Source organism: Microbacterium sp. LjRoot45, assembly GCF_964253325.1.
Taxonomy (GTDB): Bacteria; Actinomycetota; Actinomycetes; order Actinomycetales; family Microbacteriaceae; genus Microbacterium.
The window spans coordinates 2,862,096-2,879,911 of the sequence record NZ_CAXUQM020000001.1; the positions used below are offsets into that span (position 1 = coordinate 2,862,096).

General features: G+C 70.2%; 16 protein-coding genes. 5 read left to right on the top strand and 11 right to left on the bottom strand.

The genetic code is table 11. The annotated features are described in order from the left end of the window. On the bottom strand, positions 1-465 hold the full coding sequence (locus ACSQ18_RS13565; RefSeq protein ID WP_436037948.1) for a hypothetical protein: 465 nt from the start codon (positions 463-465) through the stop codon (positions 1-3). A gap of 765 nt (positions 466-1,230) precedes the next feature. Here ACSQ18_RS13565 and ACSQ18_RS13570 point away from each other — a divergent pair. The 4 genes from ACSQ18_RS13570 (at position 1,231) to ACSQ18_RS13585 (ending at position 5,519) form a co-directional block, all read left to right on the top strand. Next, positions 1,231-2,793: a carboxyl transferase domain-containing protein gene (locus ACSQ18_RS13570; protein ID WP_436037949.1), complete on the top strand. Its 1,563-nt coding sequence runs from the start codon at positions 1,231-1,233 to the stop codon at positions 2,791-2,793. A gap of 4 nt (positions 2,794-2,797) precedes the next feature. After that, entirely contained in the window at positions 2,798-4,795 is a 1,998-nt protein-coding gene (locus ACSQ18_RS13575; protein WP_436037950.1) for an acetyl/propionyl/methylcrotonyl-CoA carboxylase subunit alpha, read from the top strand. Beyond that, the gene (locus tag ACSQ18_RS13580; RefSeq protein WP_436037951.1) at positions 4,792-5,298 is read left to right on the top strand and encodes a MaoC family dehydratase; all 507 of its coding nucleotides are present in this window, start codon (positions 4,792-4,794) and stop codon (positions 5,296-5,298) included. Before ACSQ18_RS13575 ends, ACSQ18_RS13580 begins: the two co-directional genes overlap by 4 nt. Positions 5,299-5,360: 62 nt before the next feature. Next, entirely contained in the window at positions 5,361-5,519 is a 159-nt protein-coding gene (locus ACSQ18_RS13585) for a hypothetical protein (RefSeq protein ID WP_436037952.1), read from the top strand. 298 nt (positions 5,520-5,817) lie between these two features. Here the strand turns inward: ACSQ18_RS13585 and ACSQ18_RS13590 are convergent, their stop codons facing one another. The 8 genes from ACSQ18_RS13590 to ACSQ18_RS13625 form a co-directional block, all read right to left on the bottom strand. Beyond that, positions 5,818-6,663, bottom strand: a complete 846-nt coding sequence (locus ACSQ18_RS13590; protein ID WP_144806396.1) for a transglutaminase-like domain-containing protein — start codon at positions 6,661-6,663, stop codon at positions 5,818-5,820. After that, complete coding sequence (locus ACSQ18_RS13595) at positions 6,660-7,592, bottom strand: alpha-E domain-containing protein (RefSeq protein WP_144806397.1); 933 nt, start codon at positions 7,590-7,592, stop codon at positions 6,660-6,662. Before ACSQ18_RS13595 ends, ACSQ18_RS13590 begins: the two co-directional genes overlap by 4 nt. Next, the gene (locus tag ACSQ18_RS13600) at positions 7,586-9,427 is read right to left on the bottom strand and encodes a circularly permuted type 2 ATP-grasp protein (RefSeq protein WP_436037953.1); all 1,842 of its coding nucleotides are present in this window, start codon (positions 9,425-9,427) and stop codon (positions 7,586-7,588) included. The genes ACSQ18_RS13595 and ACSQ18_RS13600 overlap by 7 nt, the downstream gene beginning before the upstream one ends. Before the next feature lie 638 nt (positions 9,428-10,065). Beyond that, positions 10,066-11,286 carry an ornithine--oxo-acid transaminase gene (rocD, locus tag ACSQ18_RS13605; RefSeq protein WP_436037954.1) on the bottom strand — a complete coding sequence of 407 codons (1,221 nt, stop codon included), beginning with the start codon at positions 11,284-11,286 and terminating at the stop codon, positions 10,066-10,068. Then, positions 11,283-12,164 (bottom strand): dimethylargininase, encoded by an 882-nt coding sequence (ddaH, locus tag ACSQ18_RS13610; protein WP_436037955.1) that lies wholly within the window; start codon positions 12,162-12,164, stop codon positions 11,283-11,285. Before ddaH ends, rocD begins: the two co-directional genes overlap by 4 nt. A 142-nt stretch (positions 12,165-12,306) precedes the next feature. Further along, positions 12,307-13,332: an NAD(P)-dependent alcohol dehydrogenase gene (locus tag ACSQ18_RS13615; protein WP_436037956.1), complete on the bottom strand. Its 1,026-nt coding sequence runs from the start codon at positions 13,330-13,332 to the stop codon at positions 12,307-12,309. Then, positions 13,329-13,556, bottom strand: a complete 228-nt coding sequence (locus ACSQ18_RS13620) for a helix-turn-helix transcriptional regulator (RefSeq protein ID WP_436037957.1) — start codon at positions 13,554-13,556, stop codon at positions 13,329-13,331. The genes ACSQ18_RS13615 and ACSQ18_RS13620 overlap by 4 nt, the downstream gene beginning before the upstream one ends. Further along, complete coding sequence (locus ACSQ18_RS13625) at positions 13,556-13,990, bottom strand: hypothetical protein (RefSeq protein ID WP_436037958.1); 435 nt, start codon at positions 13,988-13,990, stop codon at positions 13,556-13,558. Before ACSQ18_RS13625 ends, ACSQ18_RS13620 begins: the two co-directional genes overlap by 1 nt. Positions 13,991-14,106: 116 nt before the next feature. Here ACSQ18_RS13625 and ACSQ18_RS13630 point away from each other — a divergent pair, with 116 nt between their 5' ends. Further along, the gene (locus ACSQ18_RS13630; protein ID WP_436037959.1) at positions 14,107-14,850 is read left to right on the top strand and encodes a hypothetical protein; all 744 of its coding nucleotides are present in this window, start codon (positions 14,107-14,109) and stop codon (positions 14,848-14,850) included. 181 nt (positions 14,851-15,031) lie between these two features. Here the strand turns inward: ACSQ18_RS13630 and ACSQ18_RS13635 are convergent, their stop codons facing one another. Next, positions 15,032-16,273 (bottom strand): FAD-binding protein, encoded by a 1,242-nt coding sequence (locus ACSQ18_RS13635; RefSeq protein ID WP_436037960.1) that lies wholly within the window; start codon positions 16,271-16,273, stop codon positions 15,032-15,034. Positions 16,274-16,301: 28 nt separating this feature from the next. After that, entirely contained in the window at positions 16,302-17,813 is a 1,512-nt protein-coding gene (arfA, locus tag ACSQ18_RS13640) for an arabinosylfuranosidase ArfA (protein WP_436037961.1), read from the bottom strand. Between the last annotated feature and the right edge of the window lie 3 nt (positions 17,814-17,816).

Below are 17,816 nucleotides of genomic sequence, written 5' to 3' on the forward strand. Positions count from 1 at the left end.
TCATCGCTGCGAGTCGAGGCAGGCGTCGATGGAGATCCCCGCAGACTCCAAGCGCTGTTCTTTCTCCGCCTTGGTGCCACTCGAATCCAGGCCGGCCTCTATAAGGCACCCCGCGAGAAGCGACGCTACCTCGCCGACATCCTCGACACTGACCTGCCATTGACTGTCGACCAGGACGAACTCGCCGTTGTAGCAGTCGTCATCCACGCCGCTCACTACCGCCTCGTTCGGCACTGAGTACCGAATCACCTGATATTCCTCGCGAACCTCCACGAGGGCGAACCCCGCTTCCGTGATGCAGCTCTCATACCGACGAAAAGCGGCATCGTATTCGTCGCGTGTCACCGTCCCGTCCTCCAGGGCGGCCGCCTGCTCGACGGACAGCTCGAAGCGGGGCGTCTCGGACGGCTCCGGCGCAGGATCTCCCGCACATCCCGCGATCCCCAAGCTTGCGAGCGACAGCACGGACAGAAGACACGACATTCTTCTCCGCGTCGACGTCATGTGCGGAAGGGGAACAAGCCCGCAAAGAACGGTGCGGGATCGACGACATCATGCTCCGCGTTGCGCACGCTCTGCGTCGGGTTGGCGATGGCAGTGGTAGACGACGAGACCCACGACGTCCAGTAGATCGGCCCACTCGAGTAGGCGGCGTACGAAGCACGAACTCGAGCGTTCCCGCAGTAACGCACGCCGGGCGTAGTCGTCTTCGCTCTGTCAGTGGTGCTGGTGCCGTACACCGACTCCAGCACGATGCACTGATTGTTGTCGGATCCCAGCGCTGAAGCCGGTCCGGCGAGGGCCACTCCTCCCGTTACCAGGATCATCGTCAGTGATGACCCCATCGCAACTATGCGTAGCCGTCGTTTCACGTTCTCCTCCGTCCATGCGCCTCACGAGGAGGCAGATCGTCGCACGCTATCGGGACGAGCCCGGTGAACCGCGGCGAGATTCGCCACGATCTCGCCGGGACGGGTTGTCGCGGACCGGGTCTCGCGACGTGGGCGCACCCGCGAGGAGCCGCCGTGGCGGCGAGTTTCCTGGCCTCGGACTCCACCGACCGCAGCGTCGCGGACGTCACGACTCACTTCTACGCATGTCATCGATCTGCCGGTGCGCTTTGCCTGTGGCTGCTCCGCCCGACTGGAGCACACCGGCACCCTCGACAACATCGGTTAATGACCGCTAACCTGATTTGAGTTATCCGTCGATAACCGAAGCGAGGATGCCGTGTCGACGACGACCCCCTCCGGGTACCGTGCGCTGGTCGACGACCTGCGTGGCCGTCTGGACCGCGCCGCGCGGGGCGGACCCGAGAGCTCCCGCACCCGGCACGTCGAGCGGGGCAAGCTCCTCGTCCGCGACCGCATCGACGCCCTGCTCGACCGCGGCAGCCCCTTCCTGGAGATCGCGCCGCTCGCTGCCTCCGACATCGACGGGTGGCCGGCCGCCGGCGTCGTGGCGGGCATCGGCCTCGTGCACGGGCGGCACGTCATGGTCATCGCCAACGACGCCACCGTCAAAGGCGGCACCTACCACCCGCTGACGGTCAAGAAGCACTTGCGTGCGCAGGAGATCGCCGCGGAGAACCGGCTGCCCTGCATCATGCTGGTCGACTCGGGCGGCGCCTTCCTGCCCCTCCAGGACGAGGTGTTCCCCGACCGCGACCACTTCGGGCGCATCTTCTACAACCAGGCGCGGATGTCGCGTGACGGTATCGCACAGATCGCGGCTGTGCTCGGCTCGTCCACCGCCGGCGGCGCCTACGTCCCCGCTATGAGCGACCAGACGGTCATCGTGCGCTCCCAAGGCACGATCTTCCTCGGCGGCCCGCCCCTCGTGAAGGCCGCCACGGGCGAGATCGTCTCGGCGGAGGACCTCGGCGGCGGCGACACCCACTCGCGGATCTCCGGCGTCACCGACCATCTCGCCGACGACGACGCGCACGCGCTCGAGATCGTCCGCGGCATCGTCGCGACCCTGCCCGCACCCGCGCCGCCCGTCTCCGCGCCCCTCCCCACCGAACCGCCCGCTCTGCCCTCCGACTCGCTCTACGACGTCGTCCCCGTCGACCTCACGACGCCCTACGACGCGCGCGAGATCATCGTCCGGCTGGTCGACGGCGGGCGTTTCGACGAGTTCAAGCGCGAGTACGGCGAGACGCTCGTGACCGGGTTCGCCCGCCTCCACGGCCACCTCGTCGGCATCCTCGCCAACAACGGCGTGCTCTTCTCGGAGTCGGCGATGAAGGGTGCGCACTTCATCCAGCTGTGCGACCAGCGCGGCATCCCGTTGCTGTTCCTCCAGAACATCACCGGGTTCATGGTCGGCCGGGAGTACGAGGCCGGCGGCATCGCGAAGCACGGCGCGAAGATGGTGAACGCGGTCGCGTGCGCCCGGGTGCCGAAGCTGACGGTCGTCGTGGGCGGCTCGTTCGGCGCGGGCACGTACTCGATGTGCGGGCGCGCGTACTCGCCGCGGTTCCTGTGGCTCTGGCCCGGCGCGCGCGTGTCGGTGATGGGCGGACCGCAGGCCGCGTCCGTGCTGTCGACCGTGCGTCGCGACCAGATCGAGGCATCCGGCGGCACGTGGTCGGCCGAAGAACAGGCAGAGTTCGAAGCGCCGCTCCGCGAGCAGTACGAGCACCAGGGTAACCCCTACTACTCCACCTCGCGCCTGTGGGACGACGGGGTCATCGAGCCCGCGCAGACCCGCGATGTGCTGGGGCTCGCCCTCGATGTCGTCACCCGCACCCCGCTCCCCGAACCCGGCTACGGCGTCTTCCGGATGTGATCGCATGACCTTCCCCTTCGACACCGTCCTCGTCGCCAATCGCGGCGAGATCGCCGTGCGCGTCATCCGCACGCTCCGCCGGCTCGGCCTGCGCTCGGTCGCGGTCTACAGCGACGCGGATGCCGGTGCCCTCCACGTGCAGCTCGCCGACGAGGCCGTGCGTCTCGGACCGGCCGCTGCGGCCGAGAGCTACCTCAGCATCGAGCGCGTGCTGGACGCGGCCCGGCGCACCGGCGCCCAGGCGATCCATCCGGGCTTCGGCTTCCTTGCCGAGAACGCGGCATTCGCGCGGGCGTGCGCCGCGGCGGGGATCGTCTTCATCGGGCCGGGCGCCGAGGCGATCGCGGTCATGGGGGACAAGATCTCCGCGAAGCAGACGGTCGCGGCGCGCGGAGTGCCCGTCGTTCCGGGGATCGCGCGCCCGGGCCTCAGCGACGACGAACTCGTCGCAGCGGCGGCCGACATCGGATTCCCCGTGCTCGTGAAGCCCTCGGCCGGCGGCGGCGGGAAGGGCATGCACGTCGTGACGGATGCCGACGGCCTCCGGCCCGCGCTGGCGGCGGCGCGGCGGGAAGCGGCGGCGGGTTTCGGCGACGACACGCTCTTCCTGGAGCGGTACGTGTCCTCGCCCCGCCACATCGAGGTGCAGGTGCTCGCCGATACCCACGGCTCGGTCGTGCACCTCGGCGAACGCGAGTGCTCGCTGCAGCGGCGCCACCAGAAGGTGATCGAGGAGGCGCCCTCCCCGCTCCTGTCGGGACTTCCCGACGGGGAGGAGCTGCGACGGCGGCTCGGCGAAGCGGCATGCGAGACGGCACGCAGCGTGGAGTACGTCGGGGCGGGCACCGTCGAGTTCATCGTCTCGGCCGACGCCCCCGACGAGTTCTTCTTCATGGAGATGAACACGCGACTCCAGGTGGAGCACCCCGTCACGGAAGAGGTCACGGGACTCGACCTGGTCGAACTGCAGGTGCGCATCGCGGCCGGGATGCCGCTACCGCTCCACCAGGACGACATCGCCCTGACGGGGCACAGCATCGAGGCCCGCGTCTATGCGGAAGACCCGCGCGAGGGCTTCCTCCCCACCGGCGGGCGGGTGGAGCGGGTCGTCCACCCCGCCGGCGACGGCATCCGCGTGGACTCCGGTCTCGCCGACGGCCTGGATGTCGCCGTCGACTACGACCCCATGATCGCGAAGGTCATCGCGTGGGCACCCGACCGCGAGACCGCCCGGCGGCGGCTCGTGCGCGCCCTCGCCGACACCGCCGTGCTCGGCTTCGAGACGAACCTGGAGTATCTGCGTCTGCTGTTGGAGGAGCCGCGGGTGGTCGCGGGCGACCTCGACACCGACCTCATCGCCCGGACGTTCGACGGGATGCCGTTCGCCGCGGCCGACGACCGGGTGTGCGCCGAGGCGGCGTTGGTGCTGGCGGCGGCAGAGGCCGGCGACGCCGACGGCACCCCGTGGCAGCGGCGCGACGGCTGGCGTCTGGGCGCACCCGCTCCGCGCCGCTACCGGCTCACCGCCGGATCGCGCACGGCCGACATCGCCGTGTGGGGCGAGCTGTCCGCCGCGCGGGTGCAGGTCGACGGCGGCGACGTGCACCCGGCGTCGGTGTCCGCACACGCCGACGGGACGGCATCCGTCGTGATCGACGACGCCGGGCGGCGCGTGCGCTCGGTCCCCGGGTGGCTGCACGTCGACGGGGCGACCTTCCGCGTCGCGGAGGCGACCGTGACGCGCGGCGGCGCCGACGAGAGTCGCTCCCCGCAGCTCGTGTCGCCCATGCCGGGCACGGTCGTGCTCGTGAGCGCCGCCGACGGCGACCGGGTGGAACCCGGCGACCCCGTCGTCTCGATCGAGGCGATGAAGATGGAGCACGTGCTCCGGTCGACCGTCGCGGGCATCGTGAGGATCTCGGTCGCCGTCGGCGATCAGGTGACCCGCGGGGCGGTCGTGGCGACGGTCGACGCGGACGAGTCCACAGGAGGCGACACATGACCGGCACCGGCGAGGCGCACGAGCACCACGAGGAACGGCGAGTCGAGCAGCGCGGGCTGTACTTCGACGAGCTCGAGGAGGGCGTCGTCTATGCGCACCGGCCCGGCCGCACCGTCACCGAGGCCGACAACGTGCTGTTCACCACGCTGACGATGAACACCCAGGCGCTGCACCTCGACGCCGCCTGGGCCGAGGGCACGGAGTTCGGCGAGCGGCTCGTCAACAGCATGTTCACGCTCTCGACGCTCGTCGGCCTGTCGGTCGCACAGCTCACGCAGGGGACGATCGTCGCGAACCTCGGGTTCCGCGACGTCCGCTTCCCCGCGCCCGTCCGCGTGGGCGACACGCTCTACGCGGAGACGCGGGTGCTGTCGCGCCGGGCGTCGTCGTCGCGTCCCGGGCAGGGGATCGTGGAGTTCGCCCACACGGCCCGCAATCAGCGCGGTGAGATCGTGGCCGAGGCGACGCGGTCGACACTCATGCGGATGTCACCCACCGCCTGACCCGCCCCGGCATCCCTGTCAAGGGCCGTGCCGTCCGGCCGCTCCGCGCCTACCGTGGCGGGATGAGCAACGACACGCACGACACCCCCACCGACAACGAGCAGCCCGAGCCGGATGCCCCGGTGGGCGGCGACGAGACGACCGAGGACGAGCTGGAGGCCGACAACCCCGTCGAGCAGGACACCCTCAAAGCCCTCGACCCCAACGACGCGCCCGCCTGACCGCGGTCGTCGAGCGAGCGCAGCGAGACGAAACGCCGACCCGGTCGTTGAGCGAGCGCAGCGAGACGAAACGCCGGACCCGGTCGTTGAGCGAGCGCAGCGAGACGAAACGCCGACCCGGACCGGAAAGGAAGACCGTTTCGTCTCGGTCGCTCCGCTCCCTCGCTCAACGCCCGGGAAAGCGCACCCACCGGAAGGGAACGCCGTTTCGTCTCGGTCGCTCCGCTCCCTCGCTCAACGACCGGGAAACGCACCCACCGGTCGTTGAGCGAGCGCAGCGAGACGAAACGCCGACGCGTCAGGCCTCGCGGGTGATCGTGACCTTCACGTGGAGGTCGCTCTTGAACGGCCCCGCGTACACACCCCGCAGCGGCGGGACGTCGTTGTAGTCGCGGCCTCGTCCGACGAGCACGTGCCGGTCGCCGATCTCGACGCCGTTCGTCGGGTCGAAGCCCTGCCATTCACCGGCGAACCACTCCACCCACGCGTGCGACTCGCCCGCGACCGGCACGCCGATCTCGGGGTTCGCCTGCGGGTGCAGGTAGCCGGACACGTATCGAGCGGGGATGCCGACGTGCCGCAGCGCGCCGAGGGTGATGTGCGTGATGTCCTGACACACGCCCTTGCGCTCCACCCAGGCGTCGGCGGCAGTCGAGTGCACACCCGTGATCCCCTGCATGTACTCCACGGCGTCGCCGATGGCCTGCGCGATCGCCAGTGCCGCCTCCGCGGGGCGCTCGTGCTGGTCGGCGATCGAACGGGCGATGTCGGCCACCTCGGGATGTGGCGTCGTGCGAGCAGTCTGCCCGAGCATCTCGACCGTCGCGATCTGGCGCTCGGCCTCTCGGCCCAGCTGGTCCCAGGTCATGTCGCTGGGCTCCAGGGGCCGCGGACGCACTTCCACGAGCGAGCGCGCCGTGATGCCGAGCGCGGCGTGACCGGCGAGCACGTCGAACGCCGCCACGCGCGTTCCGAAGTAGTCGACGTACTGGTTGATGCTCGTCGACGGCTCGATGTCGAGCTGCGAACTCAACACGAACTGGCTGTCGGTGGAACTGGGCAGCATCCGGGCCTCGTTGTACGACGCCCCGACGTCGCCCTGATAGGTGAACCCGGTGGCGTGTTCGATCCGCAGGCGCTTCATGAGGTCTCTCCGATCCAGCTCGGCTCGGCGTGCGTCGGGAAGAACCGGCCGCGGATGGCTTCGGATGCCTCGCGCGTCACCTTCTGCACCTGCTCCATGTGCGCCGGCAGCTCGTCGATGATCTCGGCGATCGGCCGGTACTCCAGGTCGTTGCGGATGCGACCGAGCGCACGCAGCACCGTGTTGGAGTGGCCGACGCGATCGGCGACCGGGTCGATCGCGCGCATGCAGTCCTCCGCCCGCTGGATCGAGTGGATGATCGAGCGCGGGAACAGGCGGTCGAGCAGGAGGAACTCCGCGGCGTTGCGGGCACTCGGCATCCCTCGATACGTGCGCAGGTACGCCTCGTACGCCCCGCAGGAGCGCAGGATCGTCGTCCACGACGGACCGGATGCCTCGGTGAGCGACCGCGTGGCGAGCAGCCGTGCGGTCATGTCGGTGCGCTCGATGGAGCGGCCCAGCGTGAAGAACTGCCACGCCTCGTCACGGCTCGTCGAGGAATCGGAGATGCCGACGGCGAGCGCCGCGCGTTCCCTCACCCACTGGAAGAACTCGTGCACCTTCTCGTCGTTGAGGCGTCGCGGCATCCGCGAGTAGGTGGTGTTGAGGGTCTCCCACAGTTCGGTCGAGACGATCTCGCGCGCCCGCCGCGCGTTCTCGCGGGCGGCCTGGAGCGCGTAGGCGATGCTCGACGGGTTCTGCCGGTCGACGGCGAGGCGGGTGAGCACGTCGCTGCGGGTGACCCGGTCGAGGTCGACGGGCGGGACGGAGCCCATGACGCCCATGAGGGAACGGCAGGCGGTGTCCTCGTCGATCCACGGGTCCTCGAGCAGCAGCTGCAGGTGCACGTCGAGAATGCGGGCAGTCCCGTCGGAGCGCTCGATGTAGCGCCCGATCCAGAACAGCGACTCGGCGATGCGGCTCAGCACGGCGCCACCTCCGTTTCGTCTCGCTGCGCTCGCTCAACGACCGGGGAATCCGCTCGTTCAGTCGCCTCGGTCGTTGAGCGACGAGCGGAGCGAGGAGACGAAACGCCGGCATCCCCGGTCGCGCCGGTCGTTGAGCGACGAGCGGAGCGAGGAGACGAAACGCCGGCATCCCGGCCTTGCTGTTGTTGCTGCTGCTGTTCCTGCTGCTCGCCGGTGGTAGCGGGGCGGTCCTGCGGCGAATGGTCGGGCTCGACCTGCGGGTCGTAGATGATCGAGATCGCCTCGGTCACGGATGCCTGCTCGGCGACGAGACTGGCGAGGTTCTGGCCTGCGCCGTACTCCGAGCTGCGCGGGGCGTCGCCGCCGACGATCCACGTGTCCTTCGAGCCGCCGCCCTGGCTCGAGTTGACGACCAGCTGCCCCTCGGGGAGCGCGACGCGGGTGAGGCCGCCCGGCAGCACCCACACCTCGTCGCCGTTGTTGACCGCGAAGGGGCGGAGGTCGGCGTGCCGGGGGCGCATCCCGTCTTCGACGAGCGTCGGGATGGTCGAGAGCATGACGACCGGCTGTGCGATCCAGCCGCGCGGGTCTTTCAGGAGCTTCTTGCGCAGCTTCTCGAGCTCCGCCGGGCTCGCGTCGGGTCCGACGACGAGCCCCTTGCCGCCGGAGCCGTCGACGGGCTTCACGACGAGTTCGTCGAGCCGGTCGAGCACCTCCTCGAGCGCGCCCTTGTCCTCCAGCCGCCACGTGTCGACGTTCTTGAGGATGGGCTCCTCGGCGAGGTAGTACCGGATGAGGTCGGGGACGTAGGTGTACAGGAGCTTGTCGTCGGCGACGCCGTTGCCGACGGCGTTGGCGATCGTGACGTTCCCGAGCCGCGCGGCGAGCATGAGCCCCGGGGCGCCGAGCATCGAGTCGGCACGGAACTGCAGCGGGTCGAGGAAGTCGTCGTCGACACGGCGGTAGATGACGTCGACACGCTTGGGTCCGCGCGTCGTGCGCATGAACACCTTGCCGCCCATGCACTGCAGGTCACGGCCCTCGACCAGTTCGACGCCCATGAGCCGCGCGAGGAGCGTGTGCTCGAAGTAGGCGGAGTTGTAGACACCCGGTGTCAGCACGACGACGTTGGGGTCGTCGATGCCGGGAGGCGCCGATGCCTGCAGCGCCTGGAGCAGCTTGTTGGGGTACTCCCCGACGGGACGCACCCGCATCGACACGAACAGCTCCGGGAGCGTCTGCGCCATAACGCGTCGGTTGGAGATGACGTAGCTGACGCCGGAGGGCACCCGCACGTTGTCCTCGAGCACCCGCATCTCGCCGTGCTCGTCGCGGATGAGATCGATGCCCGACACCTGGATGCGCACGCCGTTGGCGGAATGGATGCCGGCGGCCTGGCGGTAGAAGTACTGCGACGATGCGATGAGGGCGGCGGGGAGTACCCCGTCGCGCACGCAGTGCTGGTGGCCGTAGGCGTCGTCGAGGAACGCTTCGAGCGCTCGCACCCGCTGCTGGACACCCTTCTCGATGCGCGACCACTCGTCGAACTCGATGACGCGAGGCACGGCATCCAGCGGGAACGGACGCTCTTCACCGGCGAAGTCGAACGTGACGCCCTGTGCGAGATAGGAGCTGGCGAGCGAATCGGTGCGCCCGCGCAACTCCTCCTGGGTCATCTGCGCGAGCGCCTGGTAGAGCTCCCGATAGGCCGTGCGCGATTCCGCGGCGGCGCCGGGATGCGTCGGCTGCCCGAACATCTCGTCGAACGCGGGCACCCCCGACGCGGTCTTTCGAGGCGCCAGCGTGGAGCCGTATCCGTCGAACAGGTCACCCATGTCACGAGCCTAGCCCGGCCCGTGTTTCGGAGGTGTGTCACAGCCGGAGTGGGCCGGAGCGGGCGGGGGCCATGTCCCGGTTCGGGCGGGCCATGTCCCAATTTGGGCAGCGCATGTCCCAGTTCGGGCGGGCCATGTCCCAAACCGGGCAGCGCATGTCCCACATTGGGCAGCGCATGTCCCAGATTCGGCTGTTCCGGCATCCCTGAACCGACCAAAAGTGGGACATGCATCGCCACCCTGGTCCCTGAACCCACCGAAAGGGCGACACGGACACCGAAAGCGGCGGATGTGGCGACTCTGCCCCAGTCCGGGTCGGCCATGTCCCAGTTCGGTCGGCGCATGTCCCAGATCGGGCAGCGCATGTCCCAGATTCGGCTGTTCCGGCATCCCTGAACCGACCAAAAGTGGGACATGCATCGCCACCCCGGTCCCTGAACCCACCAAAAGGGGCGACGCGGACACCGAAAGTGGCGGATGTGCCGACTCTGCCCCAGTCCGGGTCGGCCATGCCCCAGTTCGGTCGGCGCATGTCCCAGATCGGGCAGCGCATGTCCCAAAATCGGCTGTTCAGGCACCCCCAAACCGACCAAGAGTGGGACATGCATCACCAAAAGTGGGACATGCACAGGATGCCGTCAGGCGGCGAGAACGAACCTCAGCTGCTCGACGGCCCAGTCGATCTCGGTGGCGCGGATGACCAGCGGCGGCGCGATGCGCACCGTCTGACCGTGGGTGTCCTTCACGAGCACGCCACGCGCGAGAAGCCGTTCGGCGACCTCGCGCCCCGTGCCCACCGCCGGGTCGATGTCGACGCCGGCCCACAGCCCCGCGACGCGGACGGCCGTCACGCCGTGTCCGACGAGGCCCGCGAGCTTCTGCTCGAGGTGCTCGCCGAGCGCCTGCGCGCGGGTCTGGAACTCGCCGGATGCCAGCATGTCGACGACCTGGCGGCCCACGGCGCACGCGAGCGGGTTACCGCCGAACGTGGAGCCGTGCTCGCCCGGCCGGATGACACCGAGCACGTCGGCGTCGGCGACGACCGCCGACAGCGGCACGATGCCGCCGCCGAGCGCTTTGCCGAGCAGGTACATGTCGGGGACGACACCCTCCCGGTCGCACGCGAACGTCGTGCCGACGCGGGCGAGGCCGGACTGGATCTCGTCGGCGATGAACAGCACGTTGTGCCGGTCGCAGATCTCGCGCACCGCGCGGAGGTACCCGTCGGGCGGGATGATGACGCCGCCCTCGCCCTGAATGGGCTCGATGAGCACCGCGGCGGTATGCGGCGTGATCGCGGCTTCGATCGCGGCGGCGTCGCCGTAGGCCACCGAGACGAAACCGGGAGCGAACGGGCCGAAGTCGTTCCTGGCCTGCGGGTCGTCGCTGAAGCCGACGATCGTGGTCGTGCGACCGTGGAAGTTGCCGTCGGCGACGACGACGGTCGCGGCATCCGCGGGCACGCCCTTCACGCGGTACGCCCACGCCCGCGCCACCTTGATTCCGGTCTCGACGGCTTCGGCACCGGTGTTCATCGGGAGCACGAGGTCTTTGCCGCACAGCGACGCCAGGGCGTCGGCGAACCCGGCGAGCTGGTCGTTGTGGAACGCGCGACTGGTGAGGGTGATCCGGCCGAGCTGCTCGGTCGCGGCAGCGACGAGCGCCGGATGCCGGTGGCCGAAGTTCAGGGCCGAGTACGCCGAGAGGAGGTCGAGGTAGCGCTTGCCCTCGACGTCGGTGACCCACGCGCCTTCGCCGCGGGCGACGACGACGGGGAGCGGGTGGTAGTTGTGGGCGACGTGCTGCTCCTCCGACTCGATGAGGTGAGCGGTGGTCGCGTCGAGCAGGGGGCTGGTCATCGGTTTCCTCGCAGTTCGAGCGTGCAGCACTTGATGCCGCCGCCGCCGAGCAGCAGCTCGGAGAGGTCGACGGCGACCGGGACGTAGCCGCGTTCGCGCAGCTGTTCGGCGAAGCCCGTGGCGCGCGGCGAGACGAAGACGTGGAGGCCGTCGGATGCCGCGTTGAGCCCGAAGACCGCGCCGTCCGCTTCCGAGACGCGGATGGCATCCGGGTAGCGCTCCTCCAGCACGGCACGGGATGCCTCGTCGAACGCCGACGGCAGGTAGGCGATATTGGCGCGGTCGACGCCGCCGGGGCCCTCGACGGGGTCGAGCACCGTGATCGCCGTGTCGAGGTGGTAGAACCGCGGGTCGGTGAGGCGGAGCGAGACGACCTCGCGCCCGAAGACCTCTCCGAGCTCGCGGTGGCTGTCGCCGACGGAGCGGAAGCCGGTGCCGGCGAGGATCGTGTCGCCGACGAGGAGGAAGTCCCCCTCGCCCTCCTGCACCTCGACGGGCTCGATCACCTCGAAGCCGTGCGCGGCGAACCAGTCCATGAAGGGGCGTTCCTCGCCACGGCGCTCGTCCACGCGGAACTTCACGCCGAGCGCGCGACCGTCGATGAGGAAGCCGCCGTTGGCGGTGTAGACCATGTCGGGCAGGCCCGGCACCGGGTCGATGAGTTCGACCTCGTGCCCGAGCGAGACGTACGTGTCGTACAGCGCCTGCCACTGCTCGACGGCCTTCGCCGTGTCGGTGGGGTTCGCCGGCTCCATCCACGGATTGATCCGGTAGCTGACGGTGAAGTACTCGGGCCGGCACATGAGGTAGCGGCGGTGCTGGGCGATGCGGGCGGGAGCGGCCGTGGCCGTCTCAGGCAGCGGGGGCGTCGGGGACATCTCTCTCCTCGGGACGATCGCGGCGGACGCTGTCCAGAGGCCCGGCGGCCCTTCGACCCGCACCTCCGGATCGAGCACCCGGAGCGCGGGGAAAGGTCGTGGCGGGCACGCCGTGGCCCATTCTGCCAGACGGCCCTCCGGGTCAGGCGGTGACGACGATCTTCCCCACCGTGCGGCCCGTGTCGACGTGCGCCAGCGCGGCCCGCGCGTCGGCGCGGCGGAAGGTGCGCTCGACGGGAGGCTGCAGGTCGCCGCTCGCGGCGAGTGCGACGAGCTGTGCGGTGATCTCGGGCTTGGCCACCGCCACGAGCGACCGCAGCCGCCGTCGCGCGCCGATCGAGAGCACGGCGGCGCGGAGGATGCGGCCGAGCGGGCCGAACACCCGGTTGGTGCCCCCGGAGACGAGCACGACGGCGCCACCCGGACGCACGAGCCGCCGGAGCACCCGCAGCGGCGCGGAGCCGGCGATGTCGATGACGGCGTCGTAGGAGTCGGGTGTCTCGTCGGCGAGATCGGTGGCCCGACGGTCCCGCACGCGCGTGGCACCGAGTTCGGCGACGACATCGAGAGCGGCAGCGCTGCACAGGGCGTCGACGTCAGCCCCGCGGAGCACCGCGAGCCGGACGGCGAAGGTGCCCACACCGCCACCGGCGCCGACCACGAGCACCCGCGACCCCTCGCCGACGCCGCCGAGGTCGAGCGCCTGCCAGGCCGTGCCGCCGGCGAGCGGCAGTGTCGCGGCGGTCGCGAGGTCGAGCCCGTCGGGCACGGACGCGAAACGGTCGGCGGATGCCGCGACGCACTCCCCCAGTCCGCCGCCGGAGATCTCCCCGACGACGCGGTCACCGACGCGACGGGAGGTGACGGCGTCACCGATCGCGACGACCGTGCCGGCCACGTCGCGACCGGGAACCGGTGTGCGCGGGCGGCGCAGGCCGAACGCGAGCCGGACGAGCAGGGGGTCGCCGCGGAGGATGCGGATGTCGGCGGAGTTGAGCGAGCTCGCTGCCACCTCGACCACCACCTCATCCGGCGAGGGGACGGGCCGGTCGACGAGCGTCTCCGCGAGCACATCGGGACCGCCGTAGCGGGACTGACGCCAGACGGTCATCGTCGTCGGCGACGGGGTGGACGGGGTGGGTGTGGAGCGCACGGCATCCGTGTTCATGATTCCTCCGTGGAGTCGGGGTAGTGGAAGACGTCGTCGAGGCGCACGCCGAGCACGTGCGCGATCTGGAAGGCGAGTTCGAGGGTGGGCGAGTAGCGACCCTGTTCGATCGCGATGAGGGTCTGCCGGGTGACGCCGATGCGCCCGGCGAGGTCGGCCTGCGTGAGCCCGGCGCCCTCGCGCAGCGGCCGGATGACGTTGGTGACGCGCGTGGGGCGGACCATCAGACGAGCCCCCGACGGTAGGCGACGAGTCGGGCGATGCTGCCGAGTGTGGCGGAGAGGAAGAAGCCGGCGAAGATCGCGTTGCCGATCCAGAAGGGCTCCGCGTCGACCATCGCGAGCGCGATTCCGGCGATGCCGCCGATCGCGCCGAACGCCTGACCGACGCGGTCGCCCATGCGCTCGATGTCGCGGTCGCGCACGTCGGAGCGGTGCTCCTCGCCCGGATCGCGGATGCCTGCGACGATTCCCCACAGGATGCTGGCGGCGATCGTCGCCAGGATCCCGCCGACGATGCACCACACCATCGGCCACTGCCAGGCGACGTCGGCGACGGGCCGCTCCGCCAGCTGCGGGAGGACGAGCGCGAGATAGATCGAGACGACGATGACGCTGAGCACGAGCCCGCTCCAGACGTTGCGTTCTCCGTAGCCCATGATGCCCTCCGAGGTTGTCAAAGATTCTTTACACGGAGTGTAGACACGGCGGCGAAGCGATGTCAAGAATTCTTTACTTCACCCGCGGGCCGCACCGGATCTGGAATGCTTTCCCCATGGGGCGTCGTACTGGCGAGGAGACCCGTGCGCTATTGCTGCGCGTGGGGATGCAGATGCTGCTCGAGCGCGGCGTCACCGCGGGCGTGCAGCACATCCGCATCCAGGACGTGCTGCGTCGCGCGGGCCTGACGACCGGCGCCGCCTACCGGCTGTGGGCCGACCAGACCGACTATCAGCGCGATCTGGCCGTGGCGATGGTGCGGCTGCGGCTGAGCTCACCCGCCGACTACGCCAGCGGAGCCGTCGAGGCTCTCGTCGCCTCCGGCGCTCCGGGCGACGACGTCATCCGGGCGGCCGCCGAAGCGCACCTGCGGAGCATCTCCCGCGACGCGAACGACCCCGACGACGCCCGCGACGCCCAGTCGTTCCTCATCGCGCTCGCCTTGCGCACGACGGCGCAGAGCTGGCCGGAACTGACGGATGCCAGTCGCGAGCGGCACCGGGAGTCGATCGCCGCCTTCGCGGAGTTCTACGCGTCGGTGATGGCCGCCTATGGCCTCCGGATGAAGTCGCCGCTCACGATCGAGGACTTCACCGAGGCGGTGGCCGCACTCGGTGAGGGCTTCGCGGTGCGATCGCTGGAAGGCATCCCTCATCGGACCTATGCGCCGACCGCGGACGACGAGATGCCGGAGGTCGGTGACGGGCGCTGGACGCTGTTCGCCCTGTCGGTGCGGGCGCTCGTGAACGAGTTCATGGTGCCTGTCGAGCCGGACGGCCGCGACCGGGCGATCCCGTGATGTGAGAGCTCTGGGGTCGACGGGCTCGACCCCAGAGCGACACTCCCCCCGTGGGTGTCACGTCGGCCTTCGGCTCCGCCGAGCTGGAACAGGCCTCCGCTGGACGCTCCCCAGAAGCGTCCTTTTCATCGTGACGCGGCACCTCGAAGAGGCACCAGAAAGAAAAGTTGTTTCTCCTTCGTCAGAGCCCGAACCGCGCCATCGCCGCGTTGTGGAAGCGGCGGTCGGGGTCGCGGCGCTCGCGGAGCGCGACGGCATCGTCCCAGTGCGGGTAGCGCGCAGCGAGGTCGGCCCCCGACAACGCGAAGAGCTTGCCCCAGTGCGGTCGCATCGTGGCGGGCAGCGCCGCCTCGATCGTCGGGAGGAGCGCGGACACCCCCGCGACGTCGAGCCGCCACGTGAAGTGGATGCCGACGGCATCCGTTCCGGAAGCGGGGCTCAGCCACAGGTCGTCGCCGGCCATCGTCCGCACCTCGCACACCTGCAGGAGCGGGGCGATCACGGGCGTCAGCGCGCGCACCGCGTCGATCGCCGCGACGGCGTCCGAGCGGGGAACGAGGTACTCCGTCTGCAGCTCCTCGCCGGCCGACGGTGTGAACGCCATGCGGAAATGCGGCACGCGCTCGAACCACGGGCCGCGGCTCCCCTGCTGCGGCGTGCACGGGGCGGGATCGATCCCCGGCAGCGGATGCCGCGGGCCGTCGGCCGGGCGCGCGCCGACGACCGAGAGGTCGGGAGCATCGCGGCGGCACTTCACCCAGATCTGATCGACGAGGTCGCGGTCGCGCCACGTCGTGAACAGGCTGACGCTGTCGCCGCCGCGCTGCACCTCGTCGAATCGGGCCAGCACGTCGTCCCAGTGAGCCCCCTCGTAGACCGTCTGCGACAGCTCGTACGCCGGTTCCGTGTCGAGCTCGACGGCGGTCACGACACCGAGGGCGCCGAGGGAGACGACCGACCCGGCGAAGTCGGGGTCGCCGCGCTCGACGCGCACGGGCGCGCCGGTGCCGTCGATCGACTCGACCGCCCGCACCTGCGTGGCCAGCGATCCGAGCCGCTCGCCGCTGCCGTGCGTCCCTGTCGCGACAGCGCCCGCGATGGAGATGTGCGGCAGCGACGCGAGGTTCGACAGCGCCCGCCCGCGCTCCTGCAGCCAGGGCGCGAGGTCGCCGTAACGCCAGCCTCCCGGCACGCGCACGACGCCGCGTGCCGCGTCGAGCTCCGGTTCGCCGCCGAGGTCGGCGAGCGAGATCATCGTGCCCGTCGTGTCGGCGATGTCCGAGAAGGAGTGGCGACTCCCGACGACTCGCACGCTCGCGCTGGCCGTGACGATCCCGGCGATCTCCTCGACGGTCGTCGGCCGCACGAGGCGCTCTGCGCGGTAGGCGACGTTGCCCGCCCAGTTCGTTCCCGGATCGCTCACCGTGTCCTCCTCGGGCCCGGCCCCCGGATCATCCCAGGGCGAGCGCCGTCCACGATACGGGAGGAAGGGTCACCGTGAGCGTGCCGGCCGCGACGGATGCCGACGCGTTCTCCCGCGGTCGCACCCGCTCGGGATCGCTCAGCGTGTTCGCCGCACCGGTGTCGTCGTCGTGGAGCGTGTGCGATTCGAGAACGCCCACCTCGCCGAGCGCCGACACGTCGACGGTCACGGTGACCTCCTCCGTCTGGCTCCGATTCACGAGGAACACGGCGCTGCGGCCGCTGTCGGCGTCGTGGGTCGCGACGGCATCCACGAGGGGCACCTCGCCGTACGCCGTCGTCTCGTAGGTCGGAACCTCCACGCCGACCCGCAGCGCGTTGCCGCGGGCGAGGCGGGACGTGAGGGAGAACGGGAAGAAGGTCGTCTGACGCCAGGCGGGGCCGCCCGGCTCCGTCATGATCGGGGCGATCACGTTGACGAGCTGCGCGAGCGACGCGGATGCCACGCGGTCGGCGTGCTTGAGGAGCGAGATGAGCAAGCTGCCGAAGACGACGGCATCCGCGACCGAGTAGACGTCCTCGAGGAGCCGCGGCGCAACCGGCCAGTTGTCGATGCCCTCGATCTTGTCGACGCCCTCGAACCGGTCGATGTACCAGACGTTCCACTCGTCGAACGAGAGGTCGATGCGCTTCTTCGACCCGCGGACGGCGCCCACGTGGTCGGCGGTCGCGACGACGGCGTCGATGAAGGCATCCATGTCGACCGACGACGCGAGAAAGCTCGCCAGGTCGCCGCCGCGCTCCTCGTAGTACGCGTGGCAGGAGATGAGGTCGACGTCGTCGTAGGTGTGGGTGAGCACGACCCGTTCCCACTCCCCGAAGGTCGGCATGTGAGCGCTCGATGACCCGCACACGACGAGCTGGATGCCGGGATCGAGCTGGCGCATGGCCTTCGCGGTGCGAGACGCCAGCTTTCCGTAGTCGTCGGCCGACCGGTGGCCGATCTGCCACGAACCGTCCATCTCGTTACCCAGACACCACATGCGCACGTCGAACGGCTCCGCGCGACCGTGCGTGGCCCGCTGGTCGCTGAGCGCCGTCCCGGCGCGCAGGTTCGCGTACTCGAGGAGGTCGATCGCCTCCTGCGTGCCACGTGTGCCGAGGTTGACGGCGAGCATGAGATCGCTGCCCACCTTGTCGAGCCACGACGCGAACTCGTGCAGCCCGATCTCGTTCGTCTCCGTCGAGTGCCACGCGAGGTCGACGCGGCGCGGCCGCTCCTCCCGCGGCCCTACCGAGTCCTCCCACCGGAATCCCGACACGAAGTTGCCGCCCGGATAGCGGATGGTGTCGACCCCGAGTTCGCGCACGAGGGCGATGACGTCGGTGCGGAACCCCTCGGCATCCGCTGCCGGGTGACCCGGTTCGTAGATGCCGTCGTAGATGTGGCGTCCGAGGTGCTCGACGAACCCGCCGAACAGCTTGCGGCGGACGGGCCCGACGGTGAACCGCGGGTCGAGGAGGAGTCGTGCGGAGGGCATGGC

What these genes read in the sequence shown, in the direction of transcription:
- ACSQ18_RS13575 (WP_436037950.1), top strand. Translation starts at nt 2,798, where the DNA reads ATGACCTTCCCCTTCGACACCGTCCTCGTCGCCAATCGCGGCGAGATC.
- ACSQ18_RS13580 (WP_436037951.1), top strand. Translation starts at nt 4,792, where the DNA reads ATGACCGGCACCGGCGAGGCGCACGAGCACCACGAGGAACGGCGAGTC.
- ACSQ18_RS13585 (WP_436037952.1), top strand. Translation starts at nt 5,361, where the DNA reads ATGAGCAACGACACGCACGACACCCCCACCGACAACGAGCAGCCCGAG.
- ACSQ18_RS13590 (WP_144806396.1), bottom strand. Translation starts at nt 6,663, where the DNA reads ATGAAGCGCCTGCGGATCGAACACGCCACCGGGTTCACCTATCAGGGC.
- ACSQ18_RS13600 (WP_436037953.1), bottom strand. Translation starts at nt 9,427, where the DNA reads ATGGGTGACCTGTTCGACGGATACGGCTCCACGCTGGCGCCTCGAAAG.
- rocD (WP_436037954.1), bottom strand. Translation starts at nt 11,286, where the DNA reads ATGACCAGCCCCCTGCTCGACGCGACCACCGCTCACCTCATCGAGTCG.
- ddaH (WP_436037955.1), bottom strand. Translation starts at nt 12,164, where the DNA reads ATGTCCCCGACGCCCCCGCTGCCTGAGACGGCCACGGCCGCTCCCGCC.
- ACSQ18_RS13615 (WP_436037956.1), bottom strand. Translation starts at nt 13,332, where the DNA reads ATGAACACGGATGCCGTGCGCTCCACACCCACCCCGTCCACCCCGTCG.
- ACSQ18_RS13620 (WP_436037957.1), bottom strand. Translation starts at nt 13,556, where the DNA reads ATGGTCCGCCCCACGCGCGTCACCAACGTCATCCGGCCGCTGCGCGAG.
- ACSQ18_RS13625 (WP_436037958.1), bottom strand. Translation starts at nt 13,990, where the DNA reads ATGGGCTACGGAGAACGCAACGTCTGGAGCGGGCTCGTGCTCAGCGTC.
- ACSQ18_RS13630 (WP_436037959.1), top strand. Translation starts at nt 14,107, where the DNA reads ATGGGGCGTCGTACTGGCGAGGAGACCCGTGCGCTATTGCTGCGCGTG.
- arfA (WP_436037961.1), bottom strand. Translation starts at nt 17,813, where the DNA reads ATGCCCTCCGCACGACTCCTCCTCGACCCGCGGTTCACCGTCGGGCCC.